Consider the following 17528-nt stretch of genomic DNA (forward strand, 5'->3'; position numbering starts at 1 on the left):
GTGCCCGAAGGTCATTCCGTTCACCGCATCACCCGACAATTCCAGCGCAACTTCGTCGGGCACCGCGTCACCGTCTCGTCGCCGCAGGGCCGTTTTGTGGCCGGTGCCGCCCAGCTCAGTGGCCACGCCATAACGGATGCCCGCGCCGTCGGTAAGCAGATGTTTCTCGAGTTCGACCACGGATTGTGGTTGCGCATCCACTTGGGGCTCTACGGCGCCTGGGACTTCAGCGGCGAGATCCTGATGGATGCCACGATGGCCTCGGCCAACGGGCGGACGGGCCAGACCAACCAGCACGGCACCGACCTCGCGGCCGGGGCACCTCCGTTCGACGCGCCGACCTTCGATAGCAGTGGCGAGAACTCGATCTTCAGCATCGGAGCGCCCCGCCGCACCCGGGTGCGTATGTCGGAGCAGGAAAAGGAGATCGAGCTGGCCGACGTATTTCCGCCCGAACCGGTCGGGCAGGTGCGGGTGCGCCTCTTGAGCGACACGGTGTGCGCCGACCTGCGCGGTCCCACCGCGTGTGAGGTACTCGACCCAGCCCAGGTCGACGCCGTGATCGGTAAGCTCGGCCCCGACCCGGAACTGGACAACACTCCGGAGGCCGAGGAACGCTTTGTGAGTGTCGTGCGCAAGAAACCCACACCGATCGGTCGGCTTTTGATGGACCAGAGCGTGGTCAGCGGCATCGGCAACGTCTACCGCGCCGAGATGCTCTTTCGTGCCGGCCTCAACCCACACACCCCAGGCAAGGCCCTGAGCGACGAAACCGTGCGTGCGCTCTGGCAGGACTGGGCGCACCTGCTGCACATCGGTGTCGCCACCGGCCAGATGATGACCATGGACAAGCTCGAGGGCGACGAGTATCGGCTGGCCATGAAGAATCGCGCAGACCGGCACTGGGTCTACAAGCGCGAAGGCCTGCCCTGCCGGATCTGCGGCACCCACATCGTGCTCGAAGAGATGGCGGCACGCAAACTGTACTGGTGCCCGCGCTGCCAGGCCTGACTGGTCCTGTGTGGTGTGACGGCGCCCGGCAGGGTGCGAAAATAGGGTCATGATCCACAGTCGACTGGCCCGGCCGCGCCGTCGAGTGGCCACCATCATCAGCGGCACCGTCGTCGTCGCCGTGACACTCGCCGTCGGCCTGACCGCCTGCACCAACGACACCGGCGCCGGCGTGATCGATACCGTCGGGACCATCGATTTCGTGAACCCGCTCGCCATCCCGCCGTTGGCCGAATCGACCGTGAATACCGACGGGGAGCGAGTCTTCGACCTCACGGCGCAGAAGGGCTCGACCGAATTCACTCCCGGCGTCGCCACCGACACCTGGGGCTACAACGGTGGCTACCTCGGCCCGACCCTCGTCGCACAGCGCGGCGACGACGTGCGCATCAACGTCGGCAACGACCTCGATGAAGCCACGACCGTGCACTGGCACGGTATGAGCCTGCCCGCCGAAATGGATGGCGGCCCGCACCAGATGGTCGAACCCGGCGCCAGCTGGAGCCCGAATTTTACGATCGACCAGCCAGCAGCGACCCTGTGGTACCACCCGCACCCCGACGGTAAGACCGAGCACCAGGTTGAAATGGGGCTGGCCGGTTTGTTCCTGCTGCAGGACGACGAAGAAGCCGCGCTCAACCTGCCGCGCAACTACGGCGTCGATGACATTCCCGTGGTGGTGCAGGACCGCCGCTTCGACGACAACGGTCAGTTCGTCACGGACGTGCGCGGCTACATCGGGCCGATCGGTGACCAGCTGCTGGTCAACGGCACCCTCGCGCCGTACCTCGACGTGACCAGCGACGTCGTACGCCTGCGCCTGGTCAACGGCTCCACCTCACGCCTGTACGACTTCGGGTTCAGCGACGAGCGCTCGTTCGACCTGATCGCAACCGACGGCGGACTGCTCGGCGAGGCGGCACCGATGGACGGCATCCGCTTGTCGCCGGGGGAACGCGCCGAGATTCTCGTGAAGGTGACCCCGGGCGAGACCGTGAAACTGCAGTCCACCCCGCCCGACCTCGGAACGTCCGCCAGCGCCGCGACGCGCAACGCCGGTGACGACACGCTCGACGTCATGGAACTGCGCGCTGCCGACACGCTCAGCAGCATCGGGGAGACCTCAAGCACCTTCGCGAGCATCGAACCGCTCGACCAAGCGGATGCCACAGCCGAACGTTCGTTCACTCTGAACGGTTACACGATCAACAATCGGCTGATGGACATGACCCGCATCGATGAGACCATCGAGGCTGGCGCGACGGAGGTGTGGACCGTCGACAATGCGATGCCGTTGCCGCACAACTTTCACGTACACGGCGTGCAGTTTCAGGTGCTGCGGGTGGGCACCGAACAGCCGCCAGCCGAACTCTCTGGCTGGAAGGACACGATTTATCTCGAGCCCGGGGTGCGCTACGAACTCATTATGGAGTTCGCCCAATATAGCGATCCCGACTTTCCTTACATGTTCCACTGCCACATGCTGGCGCACGAAGACGCCGGAATGATGGGCCAGTTCGTGGTGGTCGAGCCCGGGGAGCAGGCCGGAACGCCACCGACCGCGCACGACGCGTTCGTGCCGGAACCTAACCTGGCGCTCGGCAGCGGGCCGCGCGTGCTCTCACCGGCCCACGGTCACTAGCTGCGCTAGTCGAGCGCGAGCGAAGCGAACAGTCCCGACCCAGTCGGGGGTCTCGACGCGACCAGCACTGCGGAATCCGCCAATGAAAAATATAGAGGGGTCGACGGGAATCGAACCCGCGTCATAAGTTTGGAAAACTCAGGCTCTACCATTGAGCTACGACCCCACGCCCAACACTCGGGCACTGGAACAGCGTAGTACAAGAAACCGGGGGGCGTTTGCCAGTGCGGGCGCATCCGCTCGAAAGGCGTGCATTAGACTGGCGGAGGTCAATCCGCCTGTCGCGAGCTAACGCCTGCGCCAACAGATTGATTCCCCAACAAAGTAGTACCAACGGATCGAAGGATCCGGGGCGTAGCTCAGCTTGGTAGAGCGCTCGTTTTGGGGGCGAGAAGTCGCAGGTTCAATTCCTGTCGCCCCGACATTACCCGCAGCACACCGTTTCAAAACACAGGAGAGTCTCGAGTGAAGTCCACGGTCGAAAAACTGAGCCCCACGCGCGCCAAGCTCACCATCACGGTGAGCCCCGACGAGCTGAAGCCAGCCATCACCCACGCCTACGGCCACATTGCCGAAGACATCAACATCCCCGGTTTTCGTAAGGGGAAAATCCCGCCGGCCATCATCGACCAGCGCGTCGGCAAGGCTGCCGTTCTGGAACACGCCGTCAACGAGGGCCTCGACGGTTTCTACCGCGCCGCCGTCGAAGAGAACAAACTGCGCCCGCTGGGTCGTCCAGAGGCCGACATCGTCGAATGGCCGAGCAACACCGACTACTCCGGTGACCTGCTTCTTTCCATCGAGGTTGACGTGCGCCCCGAGATCGACCTGCCCGACTACGCCGGCCTCAAGCTCACCGTTGACGCTGTCTCGGTCTCCGACGAAGAAGTCGCCGAAGAACTCGACAAGCTGCGCAGCCGTTTCGGCACACTCATTACCGTTGACCGCCCCGCCAAGACCGGCGACTTCGCCCAGATCGACCTGAACGCCGCGATCGACGGCGAAGAGGTCGACACCGCCAGCGGCATCTCCTATGAGGTCGGCTCCGGCGACCTCATCGAGGGCATCGACGAGGCGCTCGATTCGCTCAGCGCCGGCGAGACCACCACTTTCAACTCCGACCTCATGGGCGGAGACCACGAGGGTGAGACGGCCGAGATCACGATCACGGTCATCGCCGTCAAGGAGCGCGAGCTTCCCGCCGCCGACGACGACTTCGCTCAGATCTCCAGCGAGTTCGACACCATCGTCGAACTGACCGAGAGCCTCAAGGTTCAGGTCGAGAAGTCCAAGGCGTTCGGCCAGGGCAGCCAGGCCCGTGAGCGTCTCATCGAGACGCTCCTCGGCTCGGTCGAGGTTCCGATCCCCGCCGCGATCATCCTCGACGAGGTGAACCGTCACCTCGAGGGCGAAAGCCGTCTCGAGGACGACACCCACCGCGCCGAGGTTACCGAGGCCAGCGAGAAGACGTTCCGTCAGCAGATTCTGCTCGACACGATCGCCGAAGCCGAGCAGGTCAAGGTCAGCCAGGACGAGCTCACCCAGTACCTCATTCAGGGCGCCAGCCAGTACGGCATGGACCCGAGTGAGTTCGTGCAGACGCTCAACACCAATGGTCAGATTCCGTCGATGGTGGCCGAGGTAGCCCGCAACAAGGCTCTCGCCATTGCCCTGGGAAAGGCCGAGGTCGTTGATTCGAACGGCAAGCCCGTTGACCTGAGCGAGTTCACCGGCCCGGTTGAGGACGACACCGCCGTCGAAGCGGATGCCGCCACCAGCGACGCCGACGACGCTCCGGTCGCCGAACCCGACGCCGAGGTTGAAGAGAAGCCCAAGAAGAAGAAGAAGGCTGCTGCTAAGAAGTAGCAACTGTTTGTGTGAACGGGCCGGCTGGATTCTTTCCAGTCGGCCTTTTGCATGCTGCGGGTGCGCTGTGCGGGGCTCGGTAATCTGCCGAGGGCGAACAGAGCCGTTTTGACTCGCGCGCTCCGATAGATTCATTGAGAAGCGACAACTGAAACGGAGCACGACATGGCCGACCCGACACCCACCAACGGTGTATTTGACCGACTGCTGAAGGACCGCATCATCTGGCTCGGCTCAGAGGTCCGTGACGAAAACGCCAACGAGATCTGCGCGAAGATCCTGTTGCTGGCAGCGGAAGATTCCAAACGCGACATCTACCTCTACATCAACTCTCCCGGTGGTTCGATCACCGCAGGAATGGCGATCTACGACACGATGCAGTTCGTGCCCAATGACATTGTCACGGTCGGTATCGGAATGGCGGCCTCGATGGGCCAGTTCCTGCTCACCTCTGGCACCAAGGGCAAGCGGTACATCACCCCGAACGCTCGCGTGCTCCTGCACCAGCCGTCGGGCGGGTTCGGTGGCACGGCCGCCGACATCCAGACCCAGGCGCGCCTCATCCTGGACATGAAGCAGCGCCTGTCGGAGATCACGGCCGCGCAGACCGGCAAGACGCCAGAGCAGATCAACGCCGACGGTGACCGCGACAACTGGTTCAGTGCTCAGGAAGCCCTCGAGTACGGGTTCGTCGACCACCTCCGCGCATCCGCTTCGGATGTCATCGGCGGCGGCGGCACCGACCCCGACGCGGCAGTCACCAAGTAGTCCACCGAAACGCAAACAGGAAGAAATCATGACTATCCCCACATTCGGTGGAACGGCCTACAGCTCGATGGGTGGCTCGACCACGAACATGCCTGACTCCCGCTACATCCTCCCCACCTTTGAAGAGCGCACCGCCTACGGGTACAAGCGCCAGGACCCCTACGCCAAGCTGTTCGAAGACCGCATCATCTTTCTCGGTGTGCAGGTTGACGACGCCTCGGCCGACGACGTCATGGCCCAGCTTCTCGTGCTCGAGAGCCAGGACCCCGACCGCGACATCACGATGTACATCAACTCGCCCGGTGGATCGTTCACCGCCATGACGGCGATCTACGACACCATGCAATACATTCGCCCGCACGTGATGACCGTGTGCCTCGGCCAGGCGGCATCCGCTGCGGCCGTGTTGCTGGCCGGTGGTACCGCTGGCAAGCGTCTCGCGCTGCCGAACGCGCGCATCCTCATTCACCAGCCTTCGGTTGGCGGCCAGGGTGGCGGCCAGGCCTCGGACATCGAGATCCAGGCGGCCGAGATTCTGCGCATGCGCGTCTGGCTCGAAGAGACCCTCGCTCACCACTCCAACCGGAGCGTGGAGCAGGTCAACAAGGACATCGACCGCGACAAGATCATGAGCGCGGCTGAGGCCCTCGAGTACGGTCTCATCGATCAGGTTCTGACCAGCCGCAAGAACCTTCCAATGCTCGTCAAATAGTCTGTGGCCTGAAACGGTAGAACCGGCGCGTCGCCATCGGGCGGCGCGCCGTTTTGCGTTTCCGGCGTGCTGCACGCAAGTGTCGTACGCACAGGCTAGGCTCAATTGCAGCGAGACCAATGGAGGAGGCTGACATGGCCCGAATCGGCGAAAGTGCCGACCTGCTCAAGTGTTCCTTCTGCGGAAAGAGCCAGAAGCAGGTACAACAGCTCATCGCCGGCCCCGGCGTGTACATCTGTGACGAATGCGTCGAGCTGTGCAATGAAATCATCGAAGAGCGCCTGGCTGAAGCCGGTTCTGAAGCCACCGTCGGTGAGTTCGACCTCCCCAAGCCCAAGGAAATCTTCGGTTTTCTCGAGGAATACGTTATCGGGCAGGAACCCGCCAAGCGGGCCCTCGCCGTTGCCGTGTACAACCACTACAAGCGCGTGCGGTCACGGGCTACCCTCACCGCCGCTGAGGCCATTCACGACGACGTCGAGATTGCCAAGTCCAACATTCTGCTGATCGGCCCCACCGGCTGCGGCAAAACGTATCTGGCCCAAACTTTGGCCAAGCGCCTCAACGTCCCCTTCGCCGTAGCGGATGCGACGGCCCTCACCGAGGCCGGCTACGTCGGTGAAGACGTTGAGAACATTCTGCTGAAGCTCATCCAGGCCGCCGACTATGACGTCAAGCGTGCTGAGACCGGCATTATTTATATCGACGAGATCGACAAGATCGCTCGCAAAGCCGAGAACCCGTCGATCACGCGCGATGTGTCGGGCGAGGGCGTGCAGCAGGCGCTGTTGAAGATTCTCGAGGGCACGATCGCGTCGGTTCCCCCGCAGGGTGGGCGCAAGCATCCGCACCAGGAATTTATTCAGATCGACACCACGAACGTGCTGTTCATCGTGGCCGGCGCCTTTGCCGGGCTCGAAGACATCATTTCGTCCCGTGCCGGCAAGAAGGGCATCGGTTTTGGTGCGCCGCTCCACATCAAGGGCGACGACATCAATTTGTTCAGCGAAGTTCTGCCCGAAGACCTGCACAAATTTGGGTTGATTCCCGAGTTTATCGGCCGGCTTCCCGTGGTCACGACGGTCACCCAGCTCGACCAGGTGGCCCTCATGCAGATTCTGACCGTGCCGAAGAATGCCTTGGTGCGGCAGTATCAGCGCATGTTCGAACTCGACGGCGTCGAGCTCGAGTTCGAGCAGCCGGCGCTCGAGGCCATTGCCGACCTCGCCGTGCTGCGCAAGACTGGCGCGCGCGGCTTGCGTGCCATCCTCGAAGAGGTGCTCGGCCCGGTCATGTTCGAGGTGCCGTCCAGCACCGATGTGGAGCGTGTCATCATCACCCGGGACACCGTGCTAAACAACGCTCCCGCCGAGATGGTGCTGCACAAAACCCGCCAGGTGAAGTCCGCCTAAGCAGAAGGGCTGGCCAACGGTGGTCGGGTGGTTGGCGACCCTAAACGGCTGAAATCGCCGGGCCCACGGCCTCGGGGTCCACGGTGGCGAGCCCCGCCACTATGGTGCCTGCGCTGACGGGGTTGCGGAACAGTTCGGGCAACGGTTTCGGGGGAGTGACGTCAATGAGGCAAGATCCGCGGAGCGAGAGCGCTTCGGCCGGTGCTCGCGAACTGGTACAGCCGATCTCGACCGGCATCGTGGCGGCCATCACCGGCTTCGCGAGCGCGTTTGTGCTCGTCATCGCCGGGCTGCGCGCCGTCGGTGCGACGGAAGCCCAAGCGTCTTCGGGTTTGCTGGCTTTGTGCCTTCTCGTGGGCATCGTCTGCATCACATTGCCCTGGTATTTTCGTATGCCTATTTCTTTCGCTTGGTCGACTCCGGGTGCCGCGCTCCTCGTTGCGGCCGGTGCCACGACCGACGACTTCGGGGCGGCCGTCGGTGCTTTTCTGGTGTGTGGCGGGCTGATCGTGCTCTGCGGGCTGTGGGCACCGCTCGGTCGGGCCATCACGAGCATCCTTAAGCCGCTGGCCGGGGCCATGCTGGCCGGCATCCTCTTTCCCATCTGTCTGGCTCCCATTCAGGCCGCCATTGAGCAACCGTTTCTGGCGCTGCCCGTTGTGCTGGTGTGGCTGGTGCTCTATCGACTGGCGCAGCGCTGGGCAGTGCCGGCGGCGATGGTCGTGGCGGCGATCGGCATCGGTCTGACAGCCGGAACTAACTGGCTGAGCGCGCCGACATCCGCTCCCGCCCTGACTTTTGTTGCTCCCGTTTTCGACCCCCTGGTCATCGTGAGCCTCGGGTTGCCCCTGTTCGTCGTGACGATGGCGGGCCAGAACGTGCCCGGCTTCGCGGTGCTGTCCACCTTCGGCTATCGACCGCCGCCGCGTTCGGTGCTGGTCTGGTCGGGTGTCGGCACCATGGTCGGTTCCGTGTTCGGTGCGCATAATATCAACCTGGCGGCGATTACGGCGGCCCTGATGGCCAGCCCGGATGCCCACCGGGACCCGTCCAGGCGCTGGATCGCGACGGTCGCGTCGGGCGTCGGCTATCTCGTGCTCGGGCTCGGTGCCGGGCTGGCGGCGGCGCTCGTGGCGGCGTCACCGCCGATATTGATCATTGCTGTGGCCGGCCTCGCGTTGCTCGGTGCCCTGGTCGCGAGTGTCACCGGTGCGCTGACGGAACCGGAGCATCGCATCAGTGCCATTGCGACGTTTCTGGTGACGGCCTCCGGCATCAGCATTGTGGGGATCGGGTCGGCCTTTTGGGGCCTCGTGGTGGGCGGAATTTTCATGCTGTGGCTGGGCTGGCATCGGCCCCGAATGTAGCTGAGGTCGTTGTCAGGTCTGGACCGGGTGCATGAGGGGCGGGTCAGGGCAGTCTCAGTCGGTGTCCTCGGGGTGGACGAGTACCTGGCTGGCACGGGCGAACCTGGTTCGCAGCACGAGGCCAGCCGTGGTGCCTTCAATGCTCAGGGCGAACAGTGCGGCGGCGAGAGCGAGCAGGGCGCCGGTGACTTCGAGCCCTTCTTCGACACCAACCAGCAGATGGTAGGTCAAACTCGCTCGCGAGAGATCGTCGAGGTGCCCGCCGACGACGATGCCGCCGATGGTCTCGAAACCGACGGCGCCGAGCAGGTAGATGATGCCGGCCACGATGAGGCGGCGTCGAAGTTGTCGGTCGATTCTTCGGGCAATCCAGAGAATGATCAGGCCGAACACGATGGCCAACGGAACACCAACGGTGAGCCAGGCGAAGGTGAAGCGGCTGCTCAGATCAAACCTCGCGAGTTTCTCGTGCAGCTGGGCGATTTCGTCGGCCGACAGTTCGACCGCGACGGCAGCGAGCACGAAGTACGGCGCACCGATAGCCCCCTCACTTCGAGCGGTGAATCCGACTGCGGCCAGGGCCAGCCCGATGCCGGCCAGGAGCAGTCCGGATGCCCACGCCCACAGGTTCGCTTCACCGTCGGCGTAGAGCAGGCTCGCCGCCGAGCTGAGTGCGGGCCAGCCCAAAGTGGCGCTGTCGAGGTTCGCGCGCAGGTAGTGGGAGACGAGCCCGGTCAGCAGCATGACGGCGAAAACGAGGGCGACGATCCACAGAAACCGTCGCCGAGCCGTGCCCTGAACTGCAAGTGTCTGGATGTCCATGGCCAAGCAGCCTAGGGCGACCGATCGCGCCGCGCATCCTCAATACTGAGGGGATGGCTCAGTCGACAACTTCGGTGGGTGTCGTCGGCAGCGCACCCACCGAAGTTGTCCAGTGGACGGATGCCGCGACCTAGCTGAGGCCGCGGCGATCAAGCAACGGCTGAAGTTCGGCATCGCGGCCGCGCCAGTGCCGGTAGGCCTCGAGCGGGTCCTTGGTGCCGCCGACTCCGAGCAGACGGTCGCGAAAGCGATCGCCGTTGGCGCGCGTGAGGCCGCCGTTCTCCTTGAACCATTCGACGGTGTCGGCGTCGAGCACCTCGCTCCAAATGTAGGAGTAGTACCCCGCGTCGTACCCGCCCGAGAACGTGTGGGCGAAATAGGTGCTGGCGTAGCGGGTGGGGACGGACGTGTTGTCGAGGCCGACGGAAGCGAGGGCATCCGCTTCGAACTTGGCCACGTCGGTGACCATCGTGTCGGCATCGATGCGGTGCCAGGCCTGGTCGATGAGCGCTGCGGCCAGGTACTCACTGGTCAGGAAGCCCTCATTGAAGGCCGAAGACGCCTGGATGCGGTCGACGAGCTGCTGCGGCATAGCCTCGCCGGTCTCGTAGTGCCGAGCGTAGTTCGCCAGGACCTCGGGCCAGAGCATCCACATTTCGTTGACCTGGCTGGGGAACTCGACGAAGTCGCGGTAGACATTGGTGCCGGAGAACTTCGGGTACGTCGCGCGGGCGAGCAGTCCGTGCAACGCGTGTCCGAACTCGTGGAACAGGGTGGTGACCTGGTCGTAGCTGAGCAGGGTCGGCTGCCCTGCAGCAGGTCTGGACACGTTGAGGTTGTTGCAAACCACGGTCGTCTCGGTGCCGAGCAGGGTGGACTGCGAGACCAGGGCGTTCATCCAGGCCCCGCCGCGTTTGGAATCCCGGGTGTAGACATCAACGATGTAGAGCCCGATCGCGGAGCCGTCTTCGGTCGTGACCTCAAAGACCCTCGATTCGGGGTGCCAGCCGACCAGGTCGGGCCGGGCAGTGAAGGTGAGGCCGTACAGCCGGTTGGCCGCGTAAAAGACACCATTGGAGAGCACGTTTTCGAGCTCAAAGTACGGGCGCATGGCGGCGGTGTCGACGTCATACTTGGCCCGGCGCACCTTCTCGGTGTAGAACGCCCAGTCCCAGGCGGCCAGCTCGAATCCGCCGCCCTCGGTGTCGATCACTGCCTGCAGGTCGGCCTGCTCCGCCCGCGCATTGCGGGCCGCGGCCGGCGCGAGGCGGCCGAGCAGATCCCAGACGGCTCCGGGAGTCTTCGCGGTTTCGTCGGCCGTCACGTAGGCGGCATGGCTATCGAACCCGAGCAACCGGGCTCGCTGGGCACGCAGGTGGGTGATCTCGATCACGAGGGGGCGATTATCGTTGCCAGCCCCGAGCGCATCAGAGCGGATGCCGCGGGCCCGGCTCGCCGAGAGCAATCGTTCCCGCACCGCCCGGTTGGTGAGGCTCGCGAGGTACGGGTGCGAGGTGGGGAGCACGAGGCTGATCAGGTATTTACCGTCGAGCTGGCGTTCCCTGGCCGCCTCGGACGCCGCCGAGATCTCGCCGTCGGTGAGTCCGTCGAGCTCGGACACGTCGTCGATGACGAGCGCGAGCTCATTGGTGTCGGCCAGCAAGTTCTTCTCGAAACGTGTGGTGAGGGTCGACAGGCGCGAGTTGAAAACACGCAGCGCGTGCTTTTCGTCGTCGCTCAGGCCGGCCCCGGCCAGGGTGAATTCGGTGAAATACCGGTCGATCAGGTAGAGCGACTCCGCGTCAAGACCGAGGCTCGTGCGCTGGGCGTGCAAGGCGGCGATGCGTGCGTACAGAGCAGGATCGAGCCGGATCGCGTCGGCGTGGGCGGCCAGCAGCGGCGCGAGTTCTTCTTCAAGGCCGGTGGTGAACTCGCTCGAGTCGGACGAGCTCTTGTTGAAGAAGACCTCGGCGACCCGCGCGAGCGTTTGCCCGCTCCGCTCGAGGGCGACGAGCGTGTTCTCGACCGTGGGCGCATCCGCGGTGCCGGTGATGACGCCGACCTCGGTGACCTGTTCGGCCATGCCCCGCACGAAGGCCGGCCGATAGTGCTCGTCGGTTATCTCGGCGAAGGGCGGCAACTGGTAGGGCAGCGTGCTGCGGGCGAAAAAGGGATTGTTCGCGGTAGAAGCCATGCATCCACACTAGCCACAGCCGCCGGCACAGCTGGCCCGGCTGGCTGCGCGTAGGATTTCACCATGACACACCTGGACGAAAGCTCAGAGTCCGCTCCACGCGAAGAATATATTCACGGCCACCACGAAAGCGTCTTGCGCTCGCACACCTGGCGCACGGTCGCCAACTCAGCCGCCTACCTGATTCCGGAGCTGCGCGCCGGTCGGATGTTGCTCGATGTCGGCTGCGGTCCCGGCACGATCACCGTCGACCTGGCCCGCCGGCTCGCTCCGGCCCGGGTCGTCGGCATCGACGCGGCGAGCGACATCGTCGAGCGTGCGGCCGGCCTGGCCGCCGACGAGGGGGTGCACAACGCGAGTTTTCAGGTCGGTGACGTCTACGCGCTCGACTTTGCCGACGCGACTTTCGATATCGTGCACGCGCACCAGGTATTGCAGCATCTGGCCAATCCGATCGCGGCGATGGCCGAAATTCGTCGGGTGCTGCGGCCCGGTGGCGTGTTTGCCGCCCGTGACGTTGACTACGGGGGAGTCATGATCGCGCCGCGCATCGATGGCCTGGCCGACTGGATGCGGGTCTACCGCGAGGTGCACTACTGGAACGGCGGAGACCCCGATGCCGGACGATCGCTCAAGGCGTGGGCCCGACGCGCCGGGTTTACCGACGTGACCAGCAGCGCATCCGTCTGGTGTTTTGCATCCGATGCGGAACGCGAGTGGTGGGGCGAGTCGTGGGCGGTGCGGGTGACCGAATCCAGCTTCGCGGCGCACGCCATCGAATCCGGGGTGGCCGACCTGGCCGATCTCAAACGGATGGCCGTGGCCTGGCGCGAGTGGGTGCGTGACCCGAACGGCTGGTTCGGTATGCCGCACGGCGAAATTCTCGCCCGAGCCTGACGCTCGGCAGCGAATCAGGGGAGGCGTGGCCACTCGGCGCGGACCACACTGAGCGCGTCGTCGAGACTGACGCCCCGCCGCTGCAGGGCCTGCACGAAGCGTCGCGCGCTGGCCCGGGATTCGTCGTCGAGACCCTGATCGGCGCGCACCCGGGTGCCGCTGCCACGGCTGGTTGAGATGAGCCCGGCCGCTTCCAAGGCTGCGTACGCGCGGGCGATGGTGCCCGTCGCCACCTGCAGATCGGCAGCGAGTTGGCGCACCGAGGGCAGGCGCTGGTCGGCTTCAAGCGCTCCGGCCCGGATCTGATCCGCCAGCTGGGTGCGAATCTGTTCGAACGGCGGCGTGGGGTGTTCGTCGTCGATGGTGATCATGGGCGGCCAATCAGGATTGCTGAGCGGATGCCGCATCCGCTGTCGGGGCGCCGGCCGGCGCAACGCGGCCGAGTGGCTGCCTGGTCGCATCCAGGATCGACAGGATGACCAGAACGCCGCCGAGCAGAGCGGCCACGAGCCCGACGATGACCTCGGTGAGCCCGATGGCGGCCGCCGGCTGCGCAGAGGAGAGGGCAACACCGCCAGGGGCGAAGACGGTCGCGGCGTTCCGGGTGGCCCAGCCGGCGAACAGCAGCACACCCCCGAAGTACAAAAACAGCGCTCCGGAGCTGAGCTGCATGACGACGCGCGTGGCCAGAATGCGCACGGCACGGTCGAGCTCGGCGAATCGTTCTGAGCGCGCGGCCGAGGCGATGCCACCGAGCGCGAACAACGTCGCCGCGGCGAGCAGCACGGTCAGCCCGATCAGGGGAAGTCCGTAGTACCAGCCCGGATACGGGCCAGAGGTGCTGGATCCAATCGTGATCGAACGAAAAGCGCCGTCCAGCTGCGCGCTCGAAGCCAGGCCGGCGATGATCGCGAAGACAACAACGGCGACCGCAGCACTGAGCGGCAGCAGAAAGCCCCAGGCCGGGCCGTAACTCCACACTCGCCGCGGCACCAGATCGGCCGAGCGGCGGCTGGAGCGGTCGGTCACGATCCGAGTGGGGCAGAGCGCGAAGACCAGTAGTCCGAGTGTCGCAGCGAGGCCGGGTGCCAGCATCAGTGGCAGGCCGTACCAGCCGGGCTGCGCCTGGTTGACCAGGTCGAGCGCCCAGAGCACCACGCCGCCAGCCGCGAGGGCAGCGATGTTGCGCAGCATGATCGACCGGGCGAACCGGCGCGCGGTGACCGCGCCAATCTCCGGAACCGTCACGACCAGGCCCGCCAGCCGCTTGCGGCTGCCCACCCGAACAATCCCGACAACGATGAAGACGAGTACGAAGTAAATGAGAAAGAGCACGCTGGCCACCTTTCGTGTATCACTGAGATAATACACACGACGGTAGCACGTGTATCATTCAGGCGCTACACGGAAGGGGCTAAATCCATTCCTCGTCGTCATCATCGACGGTGGTCGACGGCTGTGTGATGGTGGCGCTGTCGTCCACCGGGTTGTAGCGGATGATGGTGCCATCGTCGAGCTCGATCACCGGCTTGGACTCCAGCCAGGTCAGCGTCCAGCGCCAGGTGCTGGTGTCGACGGCGAGGGCCGTCAGGTCCTCCTCAACGGCCCCCACGGCGATTTCGACGACGTGCGGAAGACCCGTCGGCAGGGTGTGGCCGAGGGTCCACCGGGTACCCAGTTGCACGGTCTATACGTCGATCTCGTAGGTGACCCAGTCGGTGCGCGTGCCGACCTGGTCGTAGAGCACCTGCGCGGTCGCGTTGTCGGCCGCGGTCAGCAGCTGAACCTGGGCAAGTTTGTGCTGGCGGGCGTAGGCCTTGGTGAATTCCATCAACTGGGTGCCGACGCCCTTGCCGCGAGCGTCCTCGGCGACGTAGAGGTCGTCGAGGAATAGGGCGAGGTCGCCGCTGAGAGTGCGCGGCACGCTGCGGTAGTGCGCGAAGCCCACGAAGTCACCGTCGTCGTTGACCGCGACCGCGCCGTCGAGGGCGTTGTTCGCGTCGATGATCCAGCTCCAGACCTGCAGGGCCTTTTGATCGGTCAGTTCGCTCTCGTAGAAAGCGCTGTAGCCCTCGAACAGGCCCAGCCAGGCGAAAAAGTCTTTATCGCCCAGCGGGCGCACGGTTACGGACATCTGGTCTCCTAGCTTTCCAACACGGTGGCGAACACGATGTCGGTCACAGCGAGTTCGCTGCCGTCGACAAAGGTCAGTTCTTGAATCCGACCGACCGCTTTGAGATCAGCGGCGGCCAGGGTGAGCAGTGCGATCTCGGCGGGTGCACCGCATATTACTGCGGAATCCACCTCGGACTTCTGCGACGCTTTCGCATCCGTTTTGGCACGGCGGATGCCGGTCAGCGCTCGGCTGGCCAAGTCGAGCAAGGCGATGTTGCCCGTGGCGACCTCGTCGCTGCCGAGCAGGTCGGCCGCGACCGGCCACGTCGATGTGTGCACCGAATCCTCATTCGACCAGGACCAGGCCTCTTCGGTCGCGAACGGAACGAACGGTGCGAACAGGCGCAGCAGGGTGGCCAGCGCGGTGCGCAGCGCGGCGACGGCGGACGCCTGTGCCGGGCCGGGCTCGCCGTAAGCGCGCTCCTTCACCAGTTCGAGGTAGTCGTCGCAGAACGTCCAGAAGAAGCTTTCCGTGGTCTCCAGGGCGCGCGCGTGGTCGTAGTTCTCGAACGCGGTCGTGGCCTGGGCGACGACCGCGGTGAGACCGGCCAGCATGCTCTGGTCGACCGGCTCGGTGACCGGGGCGTCAATGCTGCCCTGCGACATGGAGACGAATTTGCTCGCGTTGAGAATCTTGATGGCGAGGCGTCGGCCGATCTTGATCTGCGTCGGATTCGTCGGGTCGAAGGCCGCGTCGGTGCCGAGGCGAGAGGATGCGGCCCAGTAGCGCACCGCGTCGGAGCCGTGCTTTTCGAGCATATCGGCCGGGGTGACCACGTTGCCCTTCGACTTCGACATCTTCTTGCGGTCGGGGTCCACGATGAAGCCACTGAGCGCGGCGTGCTGCCACGGCGACGTGCCGTGCTGCTGTTCGGCGCGCAGCAGCGTGGAGAACAACCAGGTGCGAATGATGTCCTGCCCCTGCGGGCGCAGCGAGTACGGGAAGACCAGCTTGAACAGCTCGGGGTCGCGTTCCCAGCCGCCGGCCAGCTGCGGGGTGAGCGAGGAGGTTGCCCAGGTGTCCATGACGTCGACCTCACCGACGAAGCCGCGGGCCTGGCCGCGCTGGCTTTCGGTGTAGCCGGGGGCAGCATCCGATGAGGGGTCGACCGGGAGCAGGTCGCGGGTAGCGACGATCGGCTGGTCGAAGACGGGGTTGGCGCCCTCATCGAGCGGGTACCAGACCGGCAGCGGCACGCCGAAGAACCGCTGGCGGGAGACGAGCCAGTCGCCGGTGAGACCGTTGACCCAGTTCTCGTAGCGCACCTTCATGAATTCGGGGTGCCAGGCCAGCTCGGTGCCGTGCTCGAGCAGGCGGGCGCGCAGCTTCTCGTCACGAGCGCCGTTGCGGATATACCACTGCCGGGTGGAGACGATCTCGAGCGGCTTATCGCCCTTTTCGAAGAACTTCACCGCGTGCACGATCGGTTTTGGCTCGCCGATCAAATCGCCGCTGGCTTTGAGCAGCTCGACCACGGCGGCCTTCGCGCCGAACACGGTCTTGCCGGCGAGCTGCGCGTACGCTGCCCGGCCGGATTCGGAGGTGATCGCTTCGGGGACCTCGGCAATGATGCGGCCGTCGAAGCCCATGATGGCTCGGTTGGGCAGATCGAGTTCGCGCCACCAGACCACGTCGGTCACATCGCCGAAGGTGCAGATCATGGCGATTCCTGAGCCCTTGTCCTTCTGGGCGAGGTGGTGGGCGAGTACCGGAACCTCAACACCGAACACGGGGGTCGTCACCGTGGTGCCGAAGAGGTGCTTGTACCGTTCGTCATCCGGATGCGCGACCAGGGCCACGCAGGCGGGCATCAGCTCCGGGCGGGTCGTCTCAATCTCAATGGTCGTTCCGTCTGGCTTCAAGAATGACACCCGGTGGTACGCGGCCGGCATGTCCTTGTCTTCGAGTTCAGCCTGAGCCACAGCGGTACGAAATGTGACGTCCCACAGGGTGGGCGCCATGGCCTGGTAGGCCTCACCGCGTTCGACGTTGCCGAGAAAGGCGAGCTGGGAGGTGAACAGGGCCTCCGGGCCGATGGTTCGGTAGGTCTGGGTCCAGTCGACGGAGAGGCCGAGGGTGCGCCAGAGGGCTTCGAACTGTTTCTCATCTTCTTTGGTGAGGGTTTCGCACAGTTCGATGAAGTTGCGGCGGCTGATCGGCTGCTGGTCGGCAGCTTTCGAACTCTTGCCGTCGCCGCCTTCGAAGGGTGGAACAAAGTTTTCCGTGTAGCCGAGAGAGGGGTCGCAGCGCACGCCGTAGTAGTTCTGCACGCGCCTCTCGGTGGGCAGGCCGTTGTCGTCCCAGCCCATCGGGTAGAACACGTTCTTGCCGCGCATCCGCTGAAAACGGGCGACGACGTCGGTGTGGGTGTACGAGAACACATGCCCAATGTGCAGCGAACCGGAGGCGGTCGGCGGGGGAGTGTCGATCGAGTAGATCGTTTCGCGGGTGGCGTTCTCCCGGGCGAACCGGTACGTTCCGTCGGTTTCCCAGCGGGATTCCCATTTGGCTTCGAGCCCTTCGAGGGCGGGCTTGTCGGGAATGTTAGTTGTTAAATCATCACTGATTGGGGCGCGATCGGCGTGGGGCATACTTCTCCGGTTCGGTATTCGGCACCGTGTCGATGGTGAGGTGCCTCGTCTGCCCATCTAATCTACCTGA

Annotated in this window: 15 protein-coding genes and 2 tRNA genes; 9 read left to right on the forward strand and 8 right to left on the reverse strand. The window is 64.7% G+C overall.

The window, feature by feature from the left end; all coding sequences use genetic code 11:
• Both CJ028_RS18005 and CJ028_RS18010 read left to right on the forward strand, forming a co-directional pair.
• On the forward strand, window positions 1-1011 hold the full coding sequence (locus tag CJ028_RS18005) for an Fpg/Nei family DNA glycosylase (RefSeq protein ID WP_105036575.1): 1011 nt from the start codon (window positions 1-3) through the stop codon (window positions 1009-1011).
• A gap of 49 nt (window positions 1012-1060) precedes the next feature.
• Entirely contained in the window at window positions 1061-2653 is a 1593-nt protein-coding gene (locus CJ028_RS18010) for a multicopper oxidase family protein (RefSeq protein WP_105036576.1), read from the forward strand.
• A 95-nt stretch (window positions 2654-2748) separates the two neighbouring features.
• Here the strand turns inward: CJ028_RS18010 and CJ028_RS18015 are convergent.
• A tRNA-Gly gene (locus CJ028_RS18015) sits at window positions 2749-2819 on the reverse strand.
• A 182-nt stretch (window positions 2820-3001) separates the two neighbouring features.
• Here CJ028_RS18015 and CJ028_RS18020 point away from each other — a divergent pair.
• The 6 genes from CJ028_RS18020 to CJ028_RS18045 all read left to right on the forward strand — a co-directional run bounded on the left by CJ028_RS18020 (window position 3002) and on the right by CJ028_RS18045 (window position 8778).
• Window positions 3002-3075 (forward strand) — tRNA-Pro (locus CJ028_RS18020).
• A gap of 43 nt (window positions 3076-3118) precedes the next feature.
• A complete protein-coding gene (gene tig / locus CJ028_RS18025) occupies window positions 3119-4519 on the forward strand; it encodes a trigger factor (RefSeq protein WP_161499025.1) in 1401 nt (466 codons plus the stop codon).
• 165 nt (window positions 4520-4684) lie between these two features.
• Complete coding sequence (locus tag CJ028_RS18030; RefSeq protein WP_092339946.1) at window positions 4685-5287, forward strand: ATP-dependent Clp protease proteolytic subunit; 603 nt, start codon at window positions 4685-4687, stop codon at window positions 5285-5287.
• A gap of 28 nt (window positions 5288-5315) precedes the next feature.
• On the forward strand, window positions 5316-5999 hold the full coding sequence (locus CJ028_RS18035) for an ATP-dependent Clp protease proteolytic subunit (RefSeq protein ID WP_105036578.1): 684 nt from the start codon (window positions 5316-5318) through the stop codon (window positions 5997-5999).
• A 134-nt stretch (window positions 6000-6133) separates the two neighbouring features.
• Complete coding sequence (gene clpX, locus CJ028_RS18040; protein ID WP_105036579.1) at window positions 6134-7411, forward strand: ATP-dependent Clp protease ATP-binding subunit ClpX; 1278 nt, start codon at window positions 6134-6136, stop codon at window positions 7409-7411.
• 164 nt (window positions 7412-7575) lie between these two features.
• On the forward strand, window positions 7576-8778 hold the full coding sequence (locus tag CJ028_RS18045) for a benzoate/H(+) symporter BenE family transporter (RefSeq protein WP_105036580.1): 1203 nt from the start codon (window positions 7576-7578) through the stop codon (window positions 8776-8778).
• A gap of 54 nt (window positions 8779-8832) precedes the next feature.
• Here CJ028_RS18045 and CJ028_RS18050 read toward each other — a convergent pair whose 3' ends face one another.
• A complete protein-coding gene (locus tag CJ028_RS18050) occupies window positions 8833-9600 on the reverse strand; it encodes a DUF8692 domain-containing protein (RefSeq protein ID WP_105036581.1) in 768 nt (255 codons plus the stop codon).
• A gap of 130 nt (window positions 9601-9730) precedes the next feature.
• Window positions 9731-11794, reverse strand: a complete 2064-nt coding sequence (locus CJ028_RS18055; protein ID WP_105036582.1) for a M3 family metallopeptidase — start codon at window positions 11792-11794, stop codon at window positions 9731-9733.
• Window positions 11795-11857: 63 nt separating this feature from the next.
• Between CJ028_RS18055 and CJ028_RS18060 the strand changes: the two genes are divergently transcribed.
• Window positions 11858-12691 carry a methyltransferase domain-containing protein gene (locus CJ028_RS18060; RefSeq protein ID WP_105036583.1) on the forward strand — a complete coding sequence of 278 codons (834 nt, stop codon included), beginning with the start codon at window positions 11858-11860 and terminating at the stop codon, window positions 12689-12691.
• Between the two features lie 14 nt (window positions 12692-12705).
• Here the strand turns inward: CJ028_RS18060 and CJ028_RS18065 are convergent, their stop codons facing one another.
• From CJ028_RS18065 to valS, 5 genes are all read right to left on the reverse strand, one after another.
• Complete coding sequence (locus CJ028_RS18065; RefSeq protein ID WP_105036584.1) at window positions 12706-13062, reverse strand: GntR family transcriptional regulator; 357 nt, start codon at window positions 13060-13062, stop codon at window positions 12706-12708.
• Window positions 13063-13072: 10 nt separating this feature from the next.
• Window positions 13073-14026: a hypothetical protein gene (locus CJ028_RS18070; RefSeq protein ID WP_129590539.1), complete on the reverse strand. Its 954-nt coding sequence runs from the start codon at window positions 14024-14026 to the stop codon at window positions 13073-13075.
• A 79-nt stretch (window positions 14027-14105) separates the two neighbouring features.
• A complete protein-coding gene (locus CJ028_RS18075; protein WP_105036586.1) occupies window positions 14106-14375 on the reverse strand; it encodes a hypothetical protein in 270 nt (89 codons plus the stop codon).
• Between the two features lie 3 nt (window positions 14376-14378).
• A complete protein-coding gene (locus CJ028_RS18080; RefSeq protein WP_105036587.1) occupies window positions 14379-14825 on the reverse strand; it encodes a GNAT family N-acetyltransferase in 447 nt (148 codons plus the stop codon).
• An 8-nt stretch (window positions 14826-14833) separates the two neighbouring features.
• Window positions 14834-17458, reverse strand: a complete 2625-nt coding sequence (gene valS, locus CJ028_RS18085; RefSeq protein WP_105036588.1) for a valine--tRNA ligase — start codon at window positions 17456-17458, stop codon at window positions 14834-14836.
• Window positions 17459-17528: the final 70 nt, after the last annotated feature.

This window comes from Cryobacterium aureum (genome assembly GCF_002954245.1).
Taxonomy (GTDB): domain Bacteria; phylum Actinomycetota; class Actinomycetes; order Actinomycetales; family Microbacteriaceae; genus Cryobacterium; species Cryobacterium aureum.